This window comes from Streptomyces rubellus, from assembly GCF_036323805.1.
Lineage (GTDB): Bacteria > Actinomycetota > Actinomycetes > Streptomycetales > Streptomycetaceae > Streptomyces.
This window is the reverse complement of the sequence record NZ_JAZDCX010000020.1, coordinates 88,779-111,015: the sequence shown is the minus strand read 5'-3', so window position 1 is coordinate 111,015 and position 22,237 is coordinate 88,779. Positions and strand designations below refer to the sequence as shown.

The 22,237-nt window shown below is 72.9% G+C and carries 19 protein-coding genes and 1 riboswitch; of the genes, 15 read left to right on the top strand and 4 right to left on the bottom strand.

Features of this window, described 5'->3' with window-relative positions:
- Positions 1 to 87 precede the first annotated feature (87 nt).
- The 10 genes from clsA (at position 88) to V1L54_RS22140 (ending at position 10,060) form a co-directional block, all read left to right on the top strand.
- Entirely contained in the window at positions 88 to 696 is a 609-nt protein-coding gene (gene clsA, locus V1L54_RS22185) for a cardiolipin synthase ClsA (protein ID WP_330119840.1), read from the top strand.
- Positions 697 to 804: 108 nt separating this feature from the next.
- Entirely contained in the window at positions 805 to 3,300 is a 2,496-nt protein-coding gene (locus tag V1L54_RS22180) for a sugar phosphate nucleotidyltransferase (RefSeq protein WP_330119827.1), read from the top strand.
- A gap of 96 nt (positions 3,301 to 3,396) precedes the next feature.
- Positions 3,397 to 4,305 (top strand): DUF881 domain-containing protein, encoded by a 909-nt coding sequence (locus V1L54_RS22175; RefSeq protein ID WP_330119826.1) that lies wholly within the window; start codon positions 3,397 to 3,399, stop codon positions 4,303 to 4,305.
- Positions 4,302 to 4,634 (top strand): small basic family protein, encoded by a 333-nt coding sequence (locus V1L54_RS22170; protein WP_027750352.1) that lies wholly within the window; start codon positions 4,302 to 4,304, stop codon positions 4,632 to 4,634. The genes V1L54_RS22175 and V1L54_RS22170 overlap by 4 nt, the downstream gene beginning before the upstream one ends.
- A gap of 7 nt (positions 4,635 to 4,641) precedes the next feature.
- Entirely contained in the window at positions 4,642 to 5,472 is an 831-nt protein-coding gene (locus V1L54_RS22165) for a DUF881 domain-containing protein (RefSeq protein ID WP_330119825.1), read from the top strand.
- A gap of 164 nt (positions 5,473 to 5,636) precedes the next feature.
- Positions 5,637 to 6,401: a double zinc ribbon and FHA domain-containing protein gene (locus tag V1L54_RS22160; RefSeq protein WP_330119824.1), complete on the top strand. Its 765-nt coding sequence runs from the start codon at positions 5,637 to 5,639 to the stop codon at positions 6,399 to 6,401.
- 18 nt (positions 6,402 to 6,419) lie between these two features.
- On the top strand, positions 6,420 to 7,211 hold the full coding sequence (gene ftsR, locus V1L54_RS22155) for a transcriptional regulator FtsR (RefSeq protein ID WP_330119823.1): 792 nt from the start codon (positions 6,420 to 6,422) through the stop codon (positions 7,209 to 7,211).
- Positions 7,212 to 7,265: 54 nt separating this feature from the next.
- Entirely contained in the window at positions 7,266 to 7,739 is a 474-nt protein-coding gene (locus tag V1L54_RS22150; protein ID WP_031507213.1) for a bifunctional nuclease family protein, read from the top strand.
- A gap of 193 nt (positions 7,740 to 7,932) precedes the next feature.
- On the top strand, positions 7,933 to 8,532 hold the full coding sequence (locus V1L54_RS22145; protein WP_330119822.1) for a MerR family transcriptional regulator: 600 nt from the start codon (positions 7,933 to 7,935) through the stop codon (positions 8,530 to 8,532).
- A gap of 91 nt (positions 8,533 to 8,623) precedes the next feature.
- Positions 8,624 to 10,060 (top strand): DNA polymerase IV, encoded by a 1,437-nt coding sequence (locus V1L54_RS22140; protein WP_330119821.1) that lies wholly within the window; start codon positions 8,624 to 8,626, stop codon positions 10,058 to 10,060.
- On the opposite strand, the gene V1L54_RS22135 is transcribed toward V1L54_RS22140, so the two are convergent.
- A complete protein-coding gene (locus V1L54_RS22135) occupies positions 9,976 to 10,353 on the bottom strand; it encodes a PRC-barrel domain-containing protein (RefSeq protein WP_330119820.1) in 378 nt (125 codons plus the stop codon). The two genes, V1L54_RS22140 and V1L54_RS22135, sit on opposite strands and share 85 nt — an antisense overlap.
- A gap of 149 nt (positions 10,354 to 10,502) precedes the next feature.
- Positions 10,503 to 10,601: riboswitch (glycine riboswitch) on the top strand.
- 192 nt (positions 10,602 to 10,793) lie between these two features.
- Here V1L54_RS22135 and gcvP point away from each other — a divergent pair.
- The gene (gene gcvP / locus V1L54_RS22130; protein ID WP_330119819.1) at positions 10,794 to 13,700 is read left to right on the top strand and encodes an aminomethyl-transferring glycine dehydrogenase; all 2,907 of its coding nucleotides are present in this window, start codon (positions 10,794 to 10,796) and stop codon (positions 13,698 to 13,700) included.
- A gap of 102 nt (positions 13,701 to 13,802) precedes the next feature.
- Here gcvP and V1L54_RS22125 read toward each other — a convergent pair whose 3' ends face one another.
- Both V1L54_RS22125 and V1L54_RS22120 read right to left on the bottom strand, forming a co-directional pair.
- Entirely contained in the window at positions 13,803 to 14,009 is a 207-nt protein-coding gene (locus V1L54_RS22125; RefSeq protein WP_330119818.1) for a DUF5999 family protein, read from the bottom strand.
- A gap of 302 nt (positions 14,010 to 14,311) precedes the next feature.
- Positions 14,312 to 14,902: a hypothetical protein gene (locus tag V1L54_RS22120; protein WP_330119817.1), complete on the bottom strand. Its 591-nt coding sequence runs from the start codon at positions 14,900 to 14,902 to the stop codon at positions 14,312 to 14,314.
- 497 nt (positions 14,903 to 15,399) lie between these two features.
- Between V1L54_RS22120 and V1L54_RS22115 the strand changes: the two genes are divergently transcribed.
- Positions 15,400 to 16,896 carry a glutamate-cysteine ligase family protein gene (locus V1L54_RS22115; protein ID WP_330119816.1) on the top strand — a complete coding sequence of 499 codons (1,497 nt, stop codon included), beginning with the start codon at positions 15,400 to 15,402 and terminating at the stop codon, positions 16,894 to 16,896.
- Between the two features lie 177 nt (positions 16,897 to 17,073).
- On the top strand, positions 17,074 to 17,904 hold the full coding sequence (locus V1L54_RS22110; RefSeq protein WP_443076740.1) for a CPBP family intramembrane glutamic endopeptidase: 831 nt from the start codon (positions 17,074 to 17,076) through the stop codon (positions 17,902 to 17,904).
- A 47-nt stretch (positions 17,905 to 17,951) separates the two neighbouring features.
- On the opposite strand, the gene V1L54_RS22105 is transcribed toward V1L54_RS22110, so the two are convergent.
- Positions 17,952 to 18,767: a PhzF family phenazine biosynthesis protein gene (locus V1L54_RS22105; protein WP_330119814.1), complete on the bottom strand. Its 816-nt coding sequence runs from the start codon at positions 18,765 to 18,767 to the stop codon at positions 17,952 to 17,954.
- A gap of 224 nt (positions 18,768 to 18,991) precedes the next feature.
- Between V1L54_RS22105 and selA the strand changes: the two genes are divergently transcribed.
- Positions 18,992 to 20,422 carry an L-seryl-tRNA(Sec) selenium transferase gene (gene selA, locus V1L54_RS22100; RefSeq protein WP_330119813.1) on the top strand — a complete coding sequence of 477 codons (1,431 nt, stop codon included), beginning with the start codon at positions 18,992 to 18,994 and terminating at the stop codon, positions 20,420 to 20,422.
- A 7-nt stretch (positions 20,423 to 20,429) separates the two neighbouring features.
- Positions 20,430 to 22,217, top strand: a complete 1,788-nt coding sequence (selB, locus tag V1L54_RS22095) for a selenocysteine-specific translation elongation factor (protein ID WP_330119812.1) — start codon at positions 20,430 to 20,432, stop codon at positions 22,215 to 22,217.
- Positions 22,218 to 22,237: the final 20 nt, after the last annotated feature.

Below are 22,237 nucleotides of genomic sequence, written 5' to 3'. Positions count from 1 at the left end.
CCGTTCGTGGGGACCCCTCCCACCGGCCGCCAGACGCTGCGGGTAGGGTCAGAGGCATCGTTGGCGCGGACTCACGGGAGGTCCAGGGTGGAGGCGCAGGAGACACGTGTCCAGACGGACCGCGTCCTCACCATCCCCAACATTCTCAGCATGGCGCGGCTCGCCGGGGTGCCGGTCTTCCTGTGGCTGATCCTCTGGCCGGAGTTCGGGGGGCCCAACGCCGACGGCTGGGCCCTGCTGGTCCTCGCGCTCAGCGGTGTCAGCGACTACCTGGACGGCAAACTGGCCCGGCGCTGGAACCAGGTCAGTGGTCTCGGCCGGATTCTCGACCCGGCCGCGGACCGGCTGTACATCCTCTCCACCCTGCTGGGTCTGACCTGGCGCGGCATCCTCCCGCTCTGGCTGACCGGGCTGCTCCTGGCGCGTGAGCTCATGCTCCTGATCGCGGTCTGGGTCCTGGACCGGCACGGATACGCGCCTCCACAGGTCAACTTCCTCGGAAAAGCTGCAACCTTCAACCTCATGTACGCCTTCCCGCTGCTGTTGCTCAGTGACGGAAGCGGATGGATTCCGTCACTGGCAGCTATTTTCGGATGGGCTTTCGCGGGCTGGGGTACAACTCTGTACTGGTGGGCAGGACTCCTCTACGTGGTCCAAGTCCGCCGACTTGTCAGGGCGGATGCCACTGCCGACTGAGCCCTGGCTCCCGATGTCGTGGGCCGGGCGGTCCTTCAGTGAATCGCGGGCCCCCCGACGGGGCGTGGTCGGCATGAATGTCGTCTCTTCAAGGAGGACGCTTCCGACATGAAGGCCGTTGTAATGGCCGGCGGCGAAGGCACTCGTCTTCGTCCCATGACCGCGAGTATGCCCAAGCCGCTGCTGCCGGTGGCCAACAGGCCCATCATGGAGCACGTGCTGAGGCTGCTCAAGCGGCACGGTCTCACCGAGACCGTGGTGACCGTGCAGTTCCTGGCCTCACTGGTCAAGAACTACTTCGGTGACGGCGAGGAGCTCGGTATGGAGCTCACCTACGCCAACGAGGAAAAGCCGCTCGGTACCGCCGGCAGTGTCAAGAACGCAGAGGAAGCCCTGAAGGACGATTCTTTCCTCGTCATTTCCGGTGACGCCCTCACGGACTTCGACCTGACCGAACTCATCGATTTCCACCGTGAGCGCGGGGCGCTCGTGACCGTGTGCCTCACGCGGGTGCCGAACCCGCTGGAGTTCGGTATCACCATCGTTGACGAAGACGGGAAGGTGGAACGGTTCCTGGAGAAGCCCACCTGGGGACAGGTGTTCTCCGACACCGTCAACACCGGTATCTACGTCATGGAGCCGGAGGTCTTCGACTACGTCGATCCCGACGTTCCCGTCGACTGGTCGGGTGATGTCTTCCCGCAGTTGATGAAGGAAGGCAAGCCGATCTACGGCTATATCGCCGAGGGCTACTGGGAGGACGTCGGTACCCACGAGAGCTACGTCAAGGCCCAGGCCGACGTGCTGGAGGGGAAGGTCGACGTCGACATCGACGGCTTCGAGATCTCCCCGGGCGTCTGGATCGCGGAGGGAGCCGAGGTCCACCCCGATGCCGTACTGCGCGGTCCGCTGTACGTCGGGGACTACGCCAAGGTCGAGGCCGGGGCCGAACTGCGCGAGCACACCGTCATCGGTTCCAACGTGGTCGTCAAGAGCGGGGCCTTCCTGCACAGAGCAGTGGTCCACGACAACGTCTACATCGGCCCGCAGTCCAACCTGCGCGGCTGCGTCATCGGCAAGAACACCGATGTGATGCGGGCCGCCCGGATCGAGGACGGGGCGGTCATCGGCGACGAGTGCCTGGTGGGCGAGGAGTCCATCGTCCAGGGCAACGTCCGGGTCTACCCCTTCAAGACCGTCGAGGCGGGCGCGTTCGTCAACACCTCGGTCATCTGGGAGTCCCGGGGCCAGGCTCATCTGTTCGGCGCCCGCGGCGTCTCCGGCATCCTCAATGTCGAGATCACCCCGGAGCTGGCCGTGCGGCTCGCCGGCGCGTACGCCACCACCCTGAAGAAGGGCGCGACCGTCACCACGGCCCGTGACCACTCCCGTGGCGCGCGAGCGCTCAAGCGTGCGGTGATCTCGGCCCTTCAGACGAGCGCCATCGACGTGCGCGACCTGGAGAACGTGCCGCTGCCGGTGGCCCGTCAGCAGACCGCGCGGGGAAGCGCCGGCGGCATCATGATCCGTACGACACCGGGGGTACCGGACTCCGTCGACATCATGTTCTTCGACGAGCGCGGTGCCGACCTCTCCCAGGCGAGCCAGCGCAAGCTCGACCGCGTCTACGCACGTCAGGAGTACCGCAGGGCGTTCCCCGGCGAGATCGGCGACCTGAGCTTCCCGGCGAGCGTGTTCGACTCCTACACGGGGACGCTGCTGCGCGCGGTCGACACCACCGGTGTCGCCGAGTCCGGCCTCAAGGTCGTGGTGGACGCCTCCAACGGCAGCGCCGGTCTCGTCCTGCCCAGTCTGCTCGGCCGGCTCGGGGTCGACTCGCTGACGATCAACCCCGGTCTCGACGAGTCCCGGCCCACCGAGTCGGGGGAGGCCCGCCGCTCCGGGCTGGTGCGGCTGGGAGAGATCGTCGCCTCGGCCCGGGCGGCCTTCGGCGTCCGGTTCGATCCCGTGGGCGAGCGGCTCTCCCTGGTCGACGAGCGCGGCAGGATCATCGAGGACCAGCGTGCCCTGCTGGTGATGCTCGATCTGATCGCGGCCGAGCGGCGCAGCGGCCGGGTCGCCCTGCCGGTGACCACGACCCGTATCGCCGAGCAGGTGGCCGCGTACCACGGCACCCAGGTGGAGTGGACCACGACCTCGCCGGACGACCTCACCAGGGTCTGCCGGGACGACACGACGGTCTTCGGCGGCGATGGGCGGGGCGGGTTCATCGTGCCGGAGTTCAGCAGTGTCTTCGACGGCACGGCGGCCTTCGTACGGCTGCTCGGACTCGTCGCCCGGACCCAGCTCACGCTGAGCCAGATCGACGCCCGTATTCCGCAGGCTCATGTGCTGCGCCGTGACCTGGCCACGCCCTGGGCGGTCAAGGGCCTGGTGATGCGGCGGGTCGTCGAGGAGGCGGGGGAGCGTTTCGTCGACACGACCGACGGAGTGCGTGTCGTGGAGTCCGACGGCCGCTGGGTCATGGTCCTGCCGGACCCGGCCGAGGCGGTCACGCACCTGTGGGCGGAGGGCCCCGACGACGCCTCCGCGCAGACGCTGCTCGACGAGTGGTCGTCGGTGGTCGACAGCGCCGGACGCTGACGGCGCGGAGCCGGAACGGGCCGAACGGGGCCTGTGGAGTGTCCCGCCGGGCACTCCACAGGCCCCGTTCGGTGGCGGGGGACCGGACGTGCGACGATGTGCGGCATGTCGCAGCAGCACCCCGTACGGAGTACACCCTCGCGGCCTGCGCGACCCGACGCCTCCATGTCGTTGCTGACCAACGTGATGGAGCACAGCCTCGACGACGGCTACGCGGAGGCGGCCGCCCGCCGGAGCGCCCAGGGGCGGTCCGGCACGCCCCGTACCCTGCGCGCCAGGCTGTGGCTGGCGGCGGGCCTGGTCCTGGCCGCCCTGGTGGTCACGGTGGGAGCGGCCCAGGCGCGTTACGAGGCCCCCACGGAGGCCAGGGAGCGGCAGGGGCTGATCGACCGCATCGAGAAGGGCGGTCAGGACGCCGACGACCTCCAGCGGAGCGTGGACGAGTTGCGCGGGAAGGTCGCGGCGATGCAGCGCGAGGCCCTGCGGAGGCACGGCGGGGACCGGAGCGAACTGGTGGCCCTGCTGGCCGGTGCGGTACCGGTCGAGGGACCGGGGATCGAACTGGTCGTCGACGACGCGGAGGACACCGGAACGGGTGAGGGCGGCGGTCCGCGGCAGAGTACCGGCTTCGCCGACACCGGCCGGGTACGGGACCGGGATCTGCAGCGCGTGGTCAACGGCCTGTGGGAGTCGGGGGCCGAGGCGATCTCGGTCAACGGCCAGCGACTGACCGCCCTGTCGGCGATCCGTGCCGCCGGTGACGCCATACTCGTCGACAACAAACCGCTGGTGCCGCCGTACACGCTGCTCGCGGTCGGGGACGGGGAGCGGTTGAGCGCCGAGTTCCAGAACAGCGGCGACGGCCGGTATCTGGATGCGCTGCAGGACAACTACGACATCCGAACCGGCATCTCGGTGAAGGACAGGGTACGGCTGCCCGCCGCGCCCGGCCTGACCGTTCGCACCGCCGAACCCGTGAAGACAGGAGAGAACAGCACATCGTGATCGCCGTACTGGGCCTCATCGTGGGAGTCGTGGCCGGGCTCGTGGTCCGGCCCGTGGTGCCGACGGTCGTCGAGCCCTATCTGCCGATCGCCGTCGTGGCGGCGCTGGACGCGGTGTTCGGCGGGCTGCGGGCGATGCTGGACGGCATCTTCGACGACAAGGTGTTCGTCGTGTCGTTCCTGTCCAACGTGGTGGTGGCCGCCCTGATCGTGTTCCTCGGCGACAAGCTGGGCGTCGGCGCGCAGCTGTCGACCGGTGTCGTGGTGGTGCTGGGCATCCGTATCTTCTCCAACGCCGCCGCCATCCGGCGGCACGTGTTCCGGGCGTGAGCGGGCGATGAGCGACGACAGGACACCGGGCGGGAACCCGGAGGCGGAAGAGGAGTGGGGCGGGGCCCCGGTTCCGGCAGAGGCCCGGGAGGGCGCCTCGGAGCCGGTGGAGCCCGCGCCGACCGGGCGGGAGCGGCTGGCCCGCGGGCTGTGGCCGCCGCGGGTGAACCGCAACCAGCTCACCGTCGCCCTCCTGCTCTTCGTACTCGGGCTGGGACTGGCCGTCCAGGTCCGTTCCACCAGCGAGAACAGCCCGCTGCGGGGCGCCCGCCAGGAGGACCTGGTGCGGATCCTCGACGAGGTGGACAGCCGCACCGAGCGGCTGGAGGCCGAGAAGCGGAAACTGGAGAACCAGCGGTCGGAGCTGGAGAACAGCTCGGACCAGGCGGAGGAGGCCCGACGGCAGACCCGGGAGCGGGCCCGGCAACTGGGCGTGCTGGCGGGCACGGTCGCGGCCGAGGGGCCGGGCATCCGGATGACGGTGGACGACCCGGCGGGCGCGGTGAAGCCGCACATGCTGCTGGACGCCGTCCAGGAGCTCCGTGCCGCGGGAGCCGAGGCGATCGAGGTCAACGATGTACGGGTGGTGGCGAGCACCCACTTCACGGACAGCGACGACGGCATCAGGATCGATGGCCGGGAGGTGTCCGCACCGTATCGTTTCGAGGTCATCGGCGAGCCCAAGGACATCGAGCCCGCTCTCAACATCCCGGGCGGTGTCGTCCAGACGATGGAGAAGGAGCAGGCCACCGTGTCCATCACCCGTTCAGAGAAGATCGTTGTGGATGCCTTGCGGTCGGCGGAGCGGCCTGACTACGCTCAGTCGCCGTCACAGTGAGCCGAGATGGGAGAAACTGGGGGTCGGCGGGCTTGCCGATCGAGGAGTAAGGGAAACTGTCCGAAGGCCGGGGACGTTGTCAGTACGTCCGGTCCGGCCACTGTGAGTATCGAGGGTCTGTCCTGCCCCACGGGCGGGTCTGTTTCGTGCGAGGGGAATCGCCCGTGAGTTTTCTTGCGAAGTTGTTCGGCAAGCGCCAGGACGCCGGCGAGGGCGCCCGGCACCGTGCGCCGCGGGGCGGCGGGAGTGCCGAGGAGCCCGGGCGTCCGCTCTTCCGGGACGAGGTCGCCGACGGCGGCAATTCGAGTGGTCACGGCCCTGCCTCTGTTGACCGGGGGGCGTCCGGCCGCATAGGTTCCGAGGCACCGCCGGCCTCGAGTACGGGTGGAGGAGCTGACTTGCCGGTCTGTGCGAGGTGCGGAAGCCGCGCTGCGGAGGCGAGCCGCTTCTGCTCCAACTGCGGGGCCCCGCTGCGCGGCGGTGCTCCCGCTGCCGAGCGTTCCTCGGAGACGACCTCCACCATCTCGATCTCGGGTCTGGAGGCGTACGAGGCCGAGATGACGGGGCAGACCACTCCGCCGCTCTCCCCGGAGGCGCAGGCGGCCGTGGACGCCCTGCCGATGGGGTCGGCGCTGCTGGTGGTGCGCCGCGGTCCCAACTCCGGCAGCCGCTTCCTGCTGGACAGCGAGCTGACGACGGCGGGACGGCACCCCCAGAGCGACATCTTCCTCGACGACGTGACCGTCTCCCGGCGCCATGTGGAGTTCCGGCGCGGCCCGGACGGCCGGTTCACCGTCTCCGACGTCGGCAGCCTCAACGGCACATATGTCAACCGTGAACGGATCGACTCGTTCGTGCTCAACAACGGCGACGAGGTGCAGATCGGCAAGTACCGGCTGGTCTTCTTCGCGAGCAAGCGGACCGTCTGACCTTCTCGGGGACCTCCCATGCTGCAACCACGGACCGGCGGTGCCCCCCGGGGCACCGCCGAGGAAAGCGGCCGGCCGGGCGCCGCGGGCACGATGAGCATCGGCTCCGTGCTCAACCTGCTGCGGGACGAGTTCCCCGAGGTGACCATCTCCAAGATCCGTTTTCTGGAGTCCGAGGGGCTGGTGGAGCCCCGGCGCACTCCCTCGGGCTACCGCAAGTTCGGGACGGCGGACGTGGAGCGGCTGCGCCGGGTGCTGCGGCTGCAGCGCGACCACTACCTTCCGCTGCGGGTCATCCGGGAGCAGCTCGACGCACTCGACCGGGGCGAGGAGATCAGGCTTCCCGGTCCGGCGCGGCCGTCCGGTCCGCCGGAGGGGTTCGCCGTCCCGGCCACCGGGGCGTCCGGCCCGCAGACCGCCGCCGACCCCGCCGGTCCCGGTCCGGCGCGGATGGGGCGGGCGGAGCTCCTGGCCGCCGCGGAGGTGGCGGAGGAGCAGCTCGCGGAGTGGGAGTCGTACGGCCTGGTCGGGCCCGCGGGGAGCGGCGGGTACGAGCCCGGGACGGTCGGTGTCGTCCGGATCCTCGCGGACCTGGGGCGGCATGGCCTGGAACCCCGCCATCTGCGGGCGGTGAAGGCCTCGGCCGAGCGGACGGCGGGGCTGGTCGAACAGGTGGTCGCGCCGCTGCGGCGGCACCGGAATCCGCAGACCAGGGCACATGCGGAGACCACGGCCCGGGAGCTGGCGGCGCTGGCGGTGCGGCTGCACGCGGCCCTGGTGCAGTCCGCGCTGCGGACGCGGCTCCACTGAGATGCCGGGGTGCCCGACTACCCAAAGAGGGCACGCACGTCCTAGGGTTGCTGTGTGAACGAGCTCGACGTTGTGGGTGTCAGGGTGGAAATGCCCTCCAATCAGCCGATCGTTCTCCTGCGAGAGGTGGGAGGCGACCGGTACCTTCCCATCTGGATCGGACCGGGGGAGGCGACCGCGATCGCCTTCGCCCAGCAGGGCATGACGCCTGCCCGCCCGCTGACCCACGATCTGTTCAAGGACGTGCTGGAGGCGGTCGGCCAGGAGCTCACCGCCGTACGGATCACCGATCTCAGAGAAGGTGTCTTCTACGCCGAGCTGGTCTTCGCCAGCGGGGTGGAGGTGAGCGCGCGGCCGTCCGACGCCATAGCACTGGCGCTGCGCACGGGTACGCCGATCTACGGCAGCGACGGGGTGCTGGACGACGCGGGGATCGCGATCCCGGACGAGCAGGAGGACGAGGTGGAGAAGTTCCGCGAGTTCCTCGACCAGATCTCGCCGGAGGACTTCGGGAGCAGCAACCAGTGAGTCCTTCGGGTGCCGTCCGCATCAGCGCATTCGGGCACCCCTTCCCGGGCTGAGGACACGCGAAACCACTCCTTGGGTGATTATCACTCGGCGTGCCGAGTGTGGCGATCGTTGACGCACCCCGAGTGACTGCCTACCGTCGATTGGGCAGGTCCCGGGCCCATCCACGGGACGTGAAGGACGGAGGGTCGGCGTGAGAAGCACCGGCGAGGGCAGGGCGACGGGCGAACCGTATCCGTTGCGCGGGTCCTCCGTACGGCCCCCCGCGCTACCCGCCGCCGCGGCCGGGGAGAGCGCCGCCGAGCGGCTCGGATACCGTGGCCCCACGGTGTGCGCGGCCGCCGGGATCACCTATCGGCAGCTGGACTACTGGGCCCGTACGGGGCTGGTGGAGCCGAGCGTCCGCCCGGCCTACGGCTCGGGTACCCAGCGGCTCTACAGCTTCCGCGACGTGGTCGTCCTCAAGATCGTCAAGCGGCTCCTGGACGCCGGGGTCTCCCTGCAGAACATCCGTACGGCCGTGCGGCACCTGCGCTCGCGCGGATACGCCGACCTGGCGCAGATGACGCTCATGAGCGACGGGGCGACGGTCTACGAGTGCTCCTCGCCCGACGAGGTCGTCGACCTCCTCCAGGGCGGCCAGGGCGTCTTCGGGATCGCGGTCGGGGTGGTGTGGCGCGACGTCGAGACGGCCCTGTCCCAGCTGCACGCCGAGCGGGTCGACACCGGTGAGACGATCGTCGGCGACAACCCCGCCGACGAACTGGCGCGGCGCCGCAACCGGGCGGGCTGACAGGGCGGCCGTCCCCGCCGAGCGGCGGCGGGGACGGCCCCGCCGGGAACGGTGTGTCGCGGTTGTCAGCGGCGTGGGGCAGCATCGTCGTGTGAGAGGGACACCGGCGATCCTGCACCTGGACATGGACGCGTTCTACGCCGCCGTGGAACAGGCGGCCAAGCCCAGCCTGCGCGGGAAGCCCGTGGTCGTCGGCGGCCTCGGTCCGCGCGGGGTGGTCGCCACCGCCTCGTACGAGGCGCGTCCGTTCGGGGTGCACTCGGCGATGCCGATGGCCCAGGCCCGCCGGCTGTGCCCGAACGCCGCCTACCTCACCCCCCGCTTCGGTCTCTACCGCCAGGTGAGCGATGTGGTGATGGGACTGCTGCGCGCACTGTCCCCGCTGGTCGAGCCGCTGAGTCTGGACGAGGCGTTCGTGGACCTCCGGGCGGGCGGGCAGGCGGTGGAGTCGGCCGACGACGCCCGTGCCGTCGGCGAGCGGCTGCGCCGGGACATCCGGGCCGCGACCGGGCTCAGCGGCTCGGTCGGGCTGGCCGGCTCCAAGATGCTCGCCAAGGTCGCCTCCGAGCGGGCCAAGCCCGACGGCCTGGTGGTGATCCGGCCCGGCACCGAGCGCGCACTGCTGGCGCCGATGCCGTCCCGCACGCTGCCGGGGGTGGGCCCCGCCACCGCCCAGACGCTGCGCCGTTCCGGCATCACCACCGTCGGCGAGATCGCCGGGGCGGGGGAGGCGGAGCTGGTACGGCTGCTGGGGAAGGCGCACGGTACGGCGCTGTACGCGATGGCGCGGGGGATCGACGAGCGGCCGGTGGTGGCCGACCGGGACGCCAAGTCGGTGTCCGTGGAGGACACCTTCGACACCGACCTCACCGACCGGGCCCGGGTCCGGTCGGAGATCGGCCGGCTCGCCGACCGCTGTGTCGAGCGGCTGCGGGCGTCGGGACGCTCCGGGCGCACGGTGGTGGTCAAGGTGCGGAACTACGACTTCTCCACCCTGACCCGCTCGGAGACGCTGCGCGGCCCCACCGACGATCCGGCGGTCGTGCGGGAGGCCGCCGCCCGGCTCATCGAGGGCGTGGACACCACCGCCGGGGTGCGGCTGCTGGGGGTCGGGGTGAGCGGACTGGCCGACTTCACCCAGGAGGACCTGTTCGCCCAGGCCGTCACCGGCCGGTCCGCGGAACCGCCGCGCTCCGTACCGGCCGGGCCGGAGAGCCCGGACGGCGCAGTCGGCCCGGACGGGGGGACGGCGGTCGTACGGCGCTGGCTGCCCGGGCTGGACGCCCGGCACGCGCGGTACGGGCCCGGCTGGGTCCAGGGCAGCGGTCTGGGGCGGGTGACGGTGCGGTTCGAGCGGCCCGGCTCGCCGCCCGGCCGGGTGCGCACCTTCGCGGTCGACGACCCGGAGCTGGAGCCCTCCGACCCCCTGCCGCTGCCGGGCGGTCAGCTTCCCGAGCCGGCGATCCGCCCGAAGGTCATGTCGTCGTCGGACCCGGACGGGCCCACCCCCGGCACATCCAGCCCGTAGTGGTGGTACAGCCGCAGTTCCTGCGCGGGGGAGAGGTGGCGGCCCACCCCGAAGTCCGGGGCCTCCCTGACCAGGGAGCGTTCGAAGGGCACGCGCAGCGCGCCGTCCGCCACCTCGCTGGGCTCCAGGGGGACGAAGGCGTCGCGGCTGAAGAGCCCGGTGCGCACCGCGGCCCACTCCGGTACGCCGGTGGCGTCGTCGAGATAGACCTCGTCCACGATGCCTATCTTCCGCCCGTCACGGTCGAACGCCTTGAGCCCTATCAGGTCCCGTGGATCGATGCCGGTCTGCATGGTTCCTCCAACTGCTCTCATCCGTCGCGCCTGCTCGGAAACGGACGCTACAAACAAAGAAAGGGCATACGCCGCGGATCGGCCACTCGACGGCGGGTTGAGCGGCGCGGCCCGGACACACCCGCGCTGGTACGCTCGGAAGTGGCTGTCGACCCCGAGCGGGAGAGTCCTCCGGCACACAGCGCCGGAGGCGCCGAAGGAGCAACTCCTCCCCGGAATCTCTCAGGCTCACGTACCGCGCGGGTGAGGTCACTCTGGAAAGCAGGGCGGGCCGCGGGCGCACAGCTCGGCAGCCCCTCCTCACCGACGGTGAAAACCGGCCCCGCGGGACCGGTGAAGCTCTCAGGTCGAGATGACAGAGGGGGAGGCCGACAGGGCGCCGCACCGTGGCGCCCCCAGCAGGTCGCGCAGAACAGCCGCAGACCAGGAGGCCTCCGCAGATGACAGAGAACCGCAGCCCCCGCACCCTCCCGCTCGCCGAGCTGGAGCACGGCACCCCCTTCGAGGAGCGTCACATCGGCCCCGACGCCGGGGAGCGGGCCAAGATGCTCGCCCAGGTCGGCTACGGATCACTGGACGAACTGACCGCCGCCGCCGTCCCCGAGGTCATCCGGAGCACCGAGGCGCTGGACCTGCCCGCCGCCCGCGGCGAGGCGGAGGTGCTGGCCGAACTGCGCTCCCTGGCCGCCCGCAACCAGGTGCTGCACTCCATGATCGGCCTGGGCTACCACGGCACCTTCACCCCGCCGGTCATCATGCGCAACGTGCTGGAGAACCCGGCCTGGTACACCGCCTACACCCCCTACCAGCCGGAGATCTCCCAGGGACGGCTGGAGGCGCTGCTGAACTTCCAGACCGTGGTCGCGGACCTGACCGGGCTGCCCACCGCCGGCGCCTCGCTGCTGGACGAGGCCACCGCCGCGGCCGAGGCCATGGCCCTGTCCCGGCGGGTCGGCAAGGTCAAGGAGGGCGTCTTCCTGGTCGACGCCGACTGCCTGCCGCAGACGGTCGCCGTCCTGGAGACCCGCGCCGAGCCCACCGGCGTCGAGGTCGTCGTCGCCGACCTGTCCGACGGCATCCCCGCCGAGGCCGCCGAGCGCGGTGTCTTCGGCGTGCTGCTGCAGTACCCGGGCGCCTCGGGAGCCGTACGCGACCCGCGCGGCGTCGTCGAGCGGGCCCACGAGCTGGGCGCGGTCGTCACCGTCGCCGCCGACCTGCTGGCCCTGACCCTGCTGACCCCGCCCGGCGAACTGGGCGCCGACATCGCGGTGGGCACCACCCAGCGCCTCGGCGTGCCGATGGGCTTCGGCGGCCCGCACGCCGGATACATGGCGGTGCGCCAGGAGTACGCGCGCAACCTGCCCGGCCGGCTGGTGGGCGTCTCGGTGGACGCCGACGGCGCCACCGCGTACCGGCTGGCCCTGCAGACCCGCGAGCAGCACATCCGCCGGGAGCGGGCCACCAGCAACATCTGCACCGCCCAGGTGCTGCTCGCCGTGATGGCCTCGATGTACGCCGTCCACCACGGCCCCGACGGGCTGGCCGCCATCGCCCGCCGCACCCACCGGTACGCCGCCGTCCTGGCGGCCGGGCTGCGCGAGGGCGGTGTCGAGGTGGTGCACGACGCGTTCTTCGACACGGTCACCGCGCGGGTGCCGGGCCGGGCCGCCGAGGTCGTCGCCGCCGCCCGGGAGGCCGGGATCAACCTGCGGCTGACCGACGCCGACCACGTCGGCGTCGCCTGCGACGAGACCACCCGCCGCGAGCACCTGGCCGCCGTGTGGGAGGCCTTCGGGGTGCCGGCCCGCCGGGCGGACATCGACGGGCTGGACGCCGCCGCCGGGGAGGTCCTGCCCGCCGGGCTGCTGCGCGAGAGCGACTACCTGACCCATCCGGTCTTCCACAGGCACCGCTCCGAGACCTCGATGCTGCGCTATCTGCGCCGTCTCGCCGACCGGGACTACGCACTGGACCGCGGCATGATCCCGCTGGGCTCGTGCACGATGAAGCTGAACGCCACCACCGAGATGGAGCCGGTCACCTGGCCGGAGTTCGGCAACCTGCACCCGTTCGCGCCGGCCGAGCAGGCCGAGGGATACCTGACGCTGATCCGCGAGCTGGAGGAGCGGCTGGCGGAGGTCACCGGCTACGACAAGGTCTCCCTCCAGCCCAACGCCGGGTCGCAGGGCGAACTGGCGGGCCTGCTGGCGGTACGGGCGTACCACCGGGCGAACGGCGAGACGGGCCGCACCGTCTGCCTCATCCCGTCCTCCGCGCACGGCACCAACGCCGCCAGCGCCGTGATGGCCGGCATGAAGGTCGTGGTGGTGCGGACCGGCGAGAACGGCGACGTGGACATCGAGGACCTGCGCGCCAAGATCGACAGGCACCGCGCGGAGCTCGCGGTCCTGATGGTCACCTACCCCTCCACCCACGGGGTGTTCGAGGAGCACATCACCGACATCTGCGCGGCCGTCCACGACGCCGGCGGCCAGGTCTACGTCGACGGCGCCAACCTCAACGCGCTGGTCGGCCTGGCGAAGCCGGGGAGGTTCGGCGCGGACGTGTCCCATCTGAACCTGCACAAGACCTTCTGCATCCCGCACGGCGGCGGCGGCCCGGGCGTCGGCCCGGTCGCGGTCCGCGCCCACCTGGCGCCCCATCTGCCGAACCACCCGCTCCAGCCCGCCGCCGGCCCGGAGACGGGCGTGGGTCCGGTCTCGGCCGCGCCGTGGGGTTCGGCGGGCATCCTGCCGATCTCCTGGGCCTATCTGCGGCTGATGGGCGCCGACGGGCTGCGCCGCGCCACCCAGGTGGCGGTGCTGGGCGCCAACTACGTCGCCAGGCGCCTGGAGCCGCACTACCCGGTGCTCTACACCGGCCCGGACGGGCTGGTGGCGCACGAGTGCGTCATCGACGTCCGCCCGCTGACGAAGGCCACCGGCGTCAGCATCGACGATGTCGCCAAACGGCTGATCGACTACGGCTTCCACGCCCCGACGATGTCCTTCCCCGTGGCCGGCACGCTGATGATCGAGCCCACCGAGAGCGAGGACCTGGCGGAGCTGGACCGCTTCTGCGACGCGATGATCGCGATCCGGGCCGAGATCGAGAAGGTCGCCACGGGCGAGTGGAGCGCGGAGGACAACCCGCTGCGCAACGCCCCGCACACGGCGGCGCAGCTCGGCGGCGAGTGGGAGCACCCCTACGGGCGGCGGGAGGCGGCCTTCCCGGCCGGTGTCGCGGCCGCCGACAAGTACTGGCCGCCGGTGCGGCGCGTCGACGGCGCCCACGGCGACCGCAACCTGTTCTGCTCGTGCCCGCCGCTGGCGGAGCACGACGGCTGAGCCGGGCCGCGGACGCGGCAGGGGCTCCCTCGAACCAGCCCGGTGGGGGAGTCTCCCGCCGCGTCCCGGCGCGGTGCCGCGGAACGGCCGGCGGGCCCTGTCTCAGGCGGCCGTCGTGATCCGCCCGGCATCCTGCGGCCGGTGCGGCGCGATGACCCGGCCGTCCGGCAGCAGCTCGCCGGTGTCCTCGAAGAGCAGGACGCCGTTGCACAGCAGACTCCAGCCCTGTTCCGGGAAGTGCGCCACGAGGTGGGCGGCCTCACGGTCGGGTGAGTCTGCCGAGGGACAGGTGGGTTGATGCTGGCACATGATGGAGTTCTTTCGCTGCGGTGTGGTGATGCTGCGGCTCGGCGTGTGATCCATGCCGCCCCCCGTATCCAGTCGGTCGGTTCCCCAGTGTCACCCCGCGGCCGGAAATTCCGCAGGGTTTTCGGTGCGGCTCCCCCCGCTTTTCGAGGACGCCGCTCCGCAGTGCATGGTTGCACATCCAGGGGTCATCCTTTCGGGTGATATTGCCGCTCCGGAGGACTAGTTATTCACGGGGGCGGACACACCGGCGCCCCGCGGTCGGCGGACCGCGGGGCGCCGGTGCGCGCGTGTGCCGGAGCTCCTCAGGCCGGTGTGCCCAGCAGGGGCGAGGGGACCAGCCGGCGGGACATCAGCGGCAGCAGACCGTCCACGCGCTGCGGGCGGTGCGCGGCGATCCCGGGCGGTGCCGGGGCCAGCGGCACCAGCAGGTCCGCGGGGGCGGGGGTGCCGTCCGCCGCGTCGGCCTCGGTGTCGGAGTGCAGCCACAGCGTCAGCATGTACAGCTCGGGTACGGACAGCAGCCGCGGCTGGTACGTCGTCGGCAGCGCCTCGGCGCGGCGCAGCGCCTTCTCGGTGGAGGCGACGAACGGGCCCTCGCAGAAGTGCGAGAACGCCCAGCCGTCCGCGGTGGGCTTCGCCTCGGCGGCGCCCAGCGGGCCGTGCGTGTCGCACAGCAGGAAGCGCCAGCCGGCCAGTCGGGTGGCGGGCGGGCCAGACGAGGAGGTGATCCCGTCCAGTACGTGGAGGGGCAGGGGGAGCTCGGGGCGTACGGCGCCCGTCCCGGCCGAGGGACCGCAACGGGCGAGGCCGCCGCCAGGACCGGTGAGGGAACCGAGGGCCGCGTGCACACTGCGCAGAGCGGGTGCCGGGGCCGGGTGGACACGCAGGGGCATGATGGGTCGCCTCTCGCTCAGAAGACACGGTGCTGCTCGGCTGGCGCGGACGGCGCTGTCTGCGTACGGAAAGGCCACGAAGAGGGCCGGGAGGGTTTCGGCAGACCGGCGGCTCCCGGGCGGGATGCCTCGTCCGGTCCGCTTCGGGGAGTTTATACGACGGGTGTTCGGCCGGTGTTTCGACTAGCTGTCTCGCATGTTACCGGCAAGCGGGCATCAGGACATTTTTCAGGGGTATTTCACCTGCGGATCTCCGGGTGAGAAGTCGCTGACCTGGCAACTGATTGGTTATGCGGTCGGCTGTATCTCTTCGGTATTTCTGATGGGTGAGCAATCGAATGCTCACCGCCACCGTATGCCCGTCACCGTATGCCCCGGGAATGTGCCCGCCGAAAAGCCTCACCACAGCTTACCGTTCCCCGCCGTCCCATGAGGCGTTATCTCTCGCATCCGCGGGGCATCATCCGGTCACGGTGCACTCGAGGAGGGACGCTTCGATGGGCGAGAAGGTCGCGGCCGGCGGGTTCGACCTGGCCGACCGCCAGCGCTACCGGGACAAGCTCCACCGGTGTCTGGAAGGGCTGGCGCGGCTGCTGGCCGAGCAGCGCTTCGAGGGGCCCCGCGATCTCATGGGGCTGGAGATCGAGCTGAACCTCGCGGACGCCGACGGAATGCCCCGGATGATGAACACCGAGGTGCTGGAGCGCATCGCCAGCCGGGACTTCCAGACGGAGCTGGGCCAGTTCAACCTGGAGGTGAACATCCTCCCGCACCGGCTCTCGGGCCGGGTGCTGGACCAGCTCGCCGAGGAACTGCGCACCGGGCTGGCGTACGCGGACCGCAAGGCCGGCGAGGTGGACGCGCGGATCGTCATGATCGGCATCCTGCCGACCCTGACCGGGGACGACCTGGTCTCGGCGAACCTCACCGCCGTCGACCGCTACACCCTGCTGAACGACCAGGTGATGGCCAGCCGCGGCGAGGAGGTCCTCCTGGACATCGAGGGCGTGGAGCGGCTGAGGTACACCTCGTCCTCCATCGCCCCCGAGGCCGCCTGCACCTCGGTGCAGCTGCACCTGCAGGTGACGCCGGACCGCTTCGCGGACGTGTGGAACGCCGCGCAGGCCGTCTCGGCGGTCCAGGTCGCGGTGGGGGCGAACTCGCCCTTCCTGTTCGGCCGCGAACTGTGGCGGGAGTCCCGTCCGCCGCTCTTCCAGCAGGCCACCGACACCAGGCCGCCCGAGCTGATCGCACAGGGGGTGCGGCCGCGTACCTGGTTCGGGGAGCGGTGGATCTCCTCGGCGTACGAGCTGTTCGAGGAGAACGTCCGGTACTTCCCGGCCCTGCTGCCCGTCCGCGACGAGGAGGACCCGCTCCGCACCCTGGACGGCGGCGGCGTCCCGAAGCTGGCCGAGCTGACCCTGCACAACGGCACCGTCTACCGCTGGAACCGGCCCGTGTACGCCGTCGCGGACGGGGTGCCGCATCTGCGGGTGGAGAACCGGGTTCTGCCCGCCGGGCCCACCGTCACCGACGTCCTGGCCAACACCGCCCTGTACTACGGCCTGGTGCGCGCGCTGGCCGACGACCCGCGCCCGGTGTGGACGAGGATGCCGTTCTCCGCGGCCGCCGAGAACTTCGACAACGCCTGCCGGCACGGCATGGACGCCCGGCTGTGGTGGCCCCGCTCCGGCCGCGGCGGCTCGCCGGCGGCCGTGCCCGTGGACCGGCTGGTGCTGGACGAACTGCTGCCGCTGGCCGCCGAGGGGCTGGATGCCTGGGGCATCGAGCCCGGCGACCGGGACCGCTACCTGTCGGTCATCGAGGAGCGCTGCCGCCGCCGGGTCAACGGCGCCTCCTGGCAGGCCGCCACCTACCACCGGGCGCTGGAGGGCGGACTGGACCGCGAGAAGTCCCTGGCGGCGACGGTGCGGCGCTACTGCGAGCTGGTCCGTACCGGGGAGCCGGTGCACGGCTGGCCGATCGGGCCGTAGCCGTAGCCGCAGCCGGCCGGGGCAGGGCGGCTGCCGACCCGCCCTGCCCCGGTCTGCCCGGCCTGACCCCGCACCCCGCCGAGGGGCCGCCGCCGCGTGCCCGAAGCCGTCGGGCAAGCTGGGACCTCCCGGCCGGACGCGATGCCGGCGGGGCAGGACGGCTGAGCGGGAGGCGGAGTGCGAGCGGACGTGCGGGGCGGGGAACACGGCCGGGGACCCGGTGGGGAGCCGGCCGGAGGCGGCGTGCCGCCGCGCCGGGTGCTGGGGCGTGAGACGCTGCTCGTCCTGGCGCTGTCGCTGGGCGCCAGCGGACTGTCGGCGCTCATCAGCTTCGTCGGCTCGCTGACCAGGCCCGGTGGCCTGAAGGACCAGGCGGCCCGGCTCAACTCCTCGTACGCTCCCGACCGCCCCTGGCTCGACCTGGTCTGGCAGCTGTTCGGGATCGCCACCGCCCTGGTGCCGGTGCTGCTCGTCGCCCATCTGCTGACCCGCGAGGGGCCGGGCGGCCTCGGCGGCCCGGGACTGCGGGGGATCGGTTTCGACCTGCGCCGCCCGGGCTTCGACCTGGGATGGGGCGCGGTGGTCGCCGCGGGCATCGGAGGCAGCGGGCTGCTGCTCTACCTGGGTGCGCGGGAGGCCGGGTTCAACCTGACGGTGGTGCCCGAGTCGCTGCCGGAGGTGTGGTGGAAGATTCCGGTGCTGATCGCCTCCGCGGTCCAGAACTCGGTGGTCGAGGAGGTCATCGTCGTCGGCTACCTGCTGCGCCGGCTGGACCAGCTGGGCTGGAGCCCGGTGGCGGCGCTGGCGGCCAGTTCGCTGCTGCGCGGGTCGTACCACCTCTACCAGGGGATCGGCGGCTTCGTCGGCAACGTGGTGATGGGCGTGGTCTTCGTATGGCTGTACCGGCGGTGGGGGCGGGTCGGGCCGCTGGTCGCCGCGCACGCGCTGATCGACATCGTCGCGTTCGTCGGGTACGGGCCGGTGGCCGACCGGGTGGACTGGCTGTAGGGCCCCGGTCCCTGCCCGCGGTGCGTCCCGCGGGCAGGGCGCGCCGCTCACAGCCCGGTGAGCAGTTCCCCGTCGACGACGGTGACGGCGCGGCCGGTCAGCAGGGTGCGCTCGCCGCGCAGGGTGGTGCGCACCAGGCCGGTGCGGGCCGACGCCTGGAGGCCGGTCAGGGTGTCCCGGCCCAGTCGTGCCGACCACAGGGGCGCGAGCGCGGTGTGGGCACTGCCGGTGACCGGGTCCTCGTCGATGCCGACGGCCGGGCCGAAGAAGCGCGACACGTAGTCGTAGGTCCCGTTCCCCTCAGCGGCCCGCGCGGTGACGATGACGCCCCGGTGGGGGAGGCGGGCCACGGCGGCCAGGTCCGGGGTCAGGGCACGCACGGTCTTCTCGTCGGCCAGCTCGACCAGCAGGTCACCGACGTTCTCCCCCGTGTCGTAGGCGGCGAGCACCTCGGCGCCCAGCGCCGCGCCGGCCTCGCCGCCGTCGGCGGTCTCGGTGAGCGGGGCGGTGGGGAAGTCCAGGGTGACCGTGCCGTCCGCCGCCGTGCGGACGGTCAGGACGCCGCTGCGGGTGGTGAACCGCACGGTGCCGGTGGCCATGCCGGTGGTGTGCATGACGTGGGCGGTGGCGAGCGTCGCGTGCCCGCAGAGGTTGACCTCGGTGGCAGGGGTGAACCAGCGCAGCGCCCAGTCGGCCTCGGCGGGCAGCGGGTGCGCGAAGGCGGTCTCGGGGAGGTTGACCTCGGCGGCCACCCGCTGGAGCCGGTCGTCGCCGGGGAACGGGCCGGCGTCCAGCAGCACGACACCGGCCGGGTTGCCGGCGAAGGGGCGGTCGGTGAACGCGTCGACGATGCGGATTCTCATGATCGTGAGCGTAGGAGGGCCCGGAGGCTCCCGGCCATGGCCAATGGGGGAGGGGTGGACCCCCGGAGGGCTCGTCAGCGAGGGCTGACGGCACGGCCCGGCCCGGTGGGATCCGGTGGGATCCGGTGGGAAGGACGCCCGGTCCGGTGCGGCATCGCCCGTGCCGGAACGGGCACACCTATGCTGGCCGGCGCCCCCGCAATCCCCGGTCAGGAGGTCAACGGATGGACCGCGACACCGCGACGGCGACGACGCGGACGGACCGGGCGGCTGCTGGGGGGACCGGGCGGGACGTACGGCGCCGCCTGCCCCGCACGGACGCCGTACTCGCCGACCCGCGACTGGCCGAGGCCACTGGGCGCCTGGGGCGCGCGCTGGTGAAATCGGTCGTCGCGGAGGCTCAGGAGCGCGCCCGGCGGGGGGAGATACCCCCGGAGTCGGTCGCCGACGCCGCGGTCGACGCGCTGCCCCGGACGGCGGGCGGGCTGCGGCCGGTGGTCAACGCCACCGGGGTGCTGCTCCACACCAACCTGGGCCGGGCACCCCTGTCCCGGGCCGCCCGGGACGCGATGTCCGCCGCCTGCGGTCCCACCGACGTCGAACTCGACCTGGCCACCGGGACCCGTTCCCGGCGCGGTGCCTCGGCGCTGGCGGCCCTGGTCGCGGCGGTGCCGCCCGCCGAGGCCGCCCATGTGGTCAACAACGGCGCGGCGGCCCTGGCGCTGGCCGCCACCGCGCTCGCCGCGGGGAAGGAGATCGTCGTCAGCCGGGGCGAGATGGTGGAGATCGGCGACGGCTTCCGGCTGCCCGACCTGCTGGTGTCCACCGGCGCCCGGCTGCGTGAGGTCGGCACCACCAACCGCACCTCCGCCGAGGACTACGCGGCGGCGATCGGCCCCGACACCGGCTTCGTGCTGAAGGTGCACCCCTCCAACTTCACCGTCACCGGCTTCACCCGGTCGGCCTCCGTCGCCGAACTGGCCCGGCTGGGCGCCCCGGTGGTCGCCGACATCGGCTCCGGGCTGCTGCGCCCCGAACCCGTCCTGCCCGGCGAGCCCGACGCGGCGACCTGGCTGCGCGCGGGCGCGGCCCTGGTCACCGCCAGCGGCGACAAGCTGCTGGGCGGCCCCCAGTGCGGACTGCTCCTCGGCCGCGCCGGGCTGGTGCGGCGCCTGGCCCGCCACCCGCTGGCCCGCGCCCTGCGCGTGGACAAGCTGACCCTGGCCGCCCTGGAGGCCACGGTGCGCGGTCCCGCCACCCCGGTCCACACCATGCTCCACGCCGATCCCCGCCGGCTGCGGGCCCGCGCCGAGCGCCTGGCCGCCGCGCTGCGCGGTGCGGGGCTGGAGGCCCGTGCCGTGGACAGCGCCGCCGCGGTCGGTGGCGGCGGCGCCCCCGGTGTCACCCTGCCCAGCGCGGCCGTGGCCCTGCCCGAGGAGTACGCCCCCGCCCTGCGGCTGGGTGCCCCGGCGGTCCTCGGGCGGGTCGAGGGCGGCCGGTGCCTGCTGGATCTGCGCACCGTGCCCGAGGAGGACGACGACGCCCTGGCGGAGGCGGTACGCCGGGCCGGCCGGGGGGACCGTCGGGAGCCCGGTGCCGGAGGAGGCGGCCGGGAGAGCGGACCGGGACAGGAAGACGGACAGGGAGAGGACTGAGCCGACCGTGCACGTCGTCACCACCGCCGGACACGTCGACCACGGCAAGTCGGCGCTGGTACGCGCCCTGACCGGGATGGAGCCCGACCGGTGGGAGGAGGAGCGCCGCCGGGGCCTCACCCTCGACCTGGGCTTCGTGTGGACCGACCTGCCCGGCGGGGGGACGGTCGCCTTCGTCGACGTCCCCGGTCACGAGAGGCTGGTCGGCAACATGCTGGCCGGGGTCGGGCCCGTGCCGGCCGTCCTGCTGGTGGTCGCCGCCGACCAGGGCTGGCAGCCGCAGTCCGAGGAGCATCTGGCCGTCCTGGACGCCCTGCGGGTGCGGCACGGCGTGCTCGCCGTCACCCGCAGCGATCTCGCCGACCCCGCTCCGGTGCGCGAGGACGCGCTCGCCCGGATCGCCGAAACCTCGCTGGGGAAGGTCGAGGCCGTCGCCGTCAGCTCCGTCACCGGGGAGGGCCTGGACGAGCTGCGCGCCGCCCTGGTCCGGCTGACCGCCGCGCTGCCCGCCCCGGACCGGGACGCCGACGTACGGCTGTGGGTGGACCGGTCGTTCACCGTGCGCGGCCGCGGCACCGTGGTCACCGGCACGCTCGCCGCGGGCACCCTCCGCACCGGCGACCGCCTGGACCTGGCCGCCGCCTCGGCCGCCGGCGGTACGGCGGTACGGGTGCGCGGCCTGCAGTCGCTCAAGCGGGACCGCGCCGAGGCCGGCGCCGTCGCCCGGGTCGCGGTCAACGTCCACGGTGTCGCCGCCGACGCCGTCCGCCGGGGCGACGCCCTGCTCACCCCCGGCCGCTGGTCGGCCACCGCCCTGGTGGACGTACGGCTGCACGGCTCTGAGGCACCGGCCGCCGCCGACCTGCCCCGGCAGCCGGTGCTGCACGCCGGTTCGGCGGCCGTCCCCGTCACCGTACGGCCGCTGGGCCGTGACACCGCCCGGCTGACCCTCGCCCGGCCGCTGCCGCTGCGGGTGGGCGACATCGCGCTGCTGCGCGACCCCGGGGGCCACCGGATCCCCGCCGGGCTCACCGTGCTCGACGTCCGCCCGCCGAAGCTGGCGCGGCGCGGCGCCGGACGGGCCCGGGCCCGTGAACTGGAGACGGTCACCGGGCGGCCGGACGGCGCGGCGGAACTGCGCCGCCGCGGCCTGGTCCGGCGCGCCGAACTGCTGGCCATGGGGGTGCCGGCGGTGGCGGAGCCCGTCGCCGGGGACTGGCTCGCCGACCCCGCCCACTGGGCGGACCTGCGGCGGCGTCTGGCCGGGGTGGTCGAGGAGCACGCGGCCGGGCATCCGATGGACCCCGGACTGCCCGTCGAAGCCGCCCGCCGCGCCCTCGGCCTGCCCGACCGCGCCCTGGTGCGGGCCCTGGTGCGGACGGCCGGCGGTCCCGCGCTGGAGCAGCGCGACGGCAGGCTGTACGGTCGCGGCACCCGGCCCAGTCTGCCGCCGAAGCTGCGGGCGGCGGTCGACGCCGTGCGCGGGGAGCTGGACCGGGCGCCCTTCCGCGCCCCCGAGGCCCACCGGCTGGCCGAACTCGGCCTGACCCCGGCGGCGGTGGCCGCCGCCGTCGCCGCCGGGGCCCTGCTGCGGATCGGGGACGGGATCGTGCTGCTGCCCGGCGCCGACGAGCGGGCGGCGGCCGTACTGGCCCGGCTGGCGCAGCCGTTCACCACGAGCGAGGCGCGCCGTGCCCTGGACACCACGCGCCGGGTCGCGGTCCCCCTGCTGGAGCACCTGGACGCCCGCGGTCTGACGGTCCGGCTGGACGGCACCCGGCGCCGCTGCCGGTAGCGGCCCGGGAGCCACCGGAC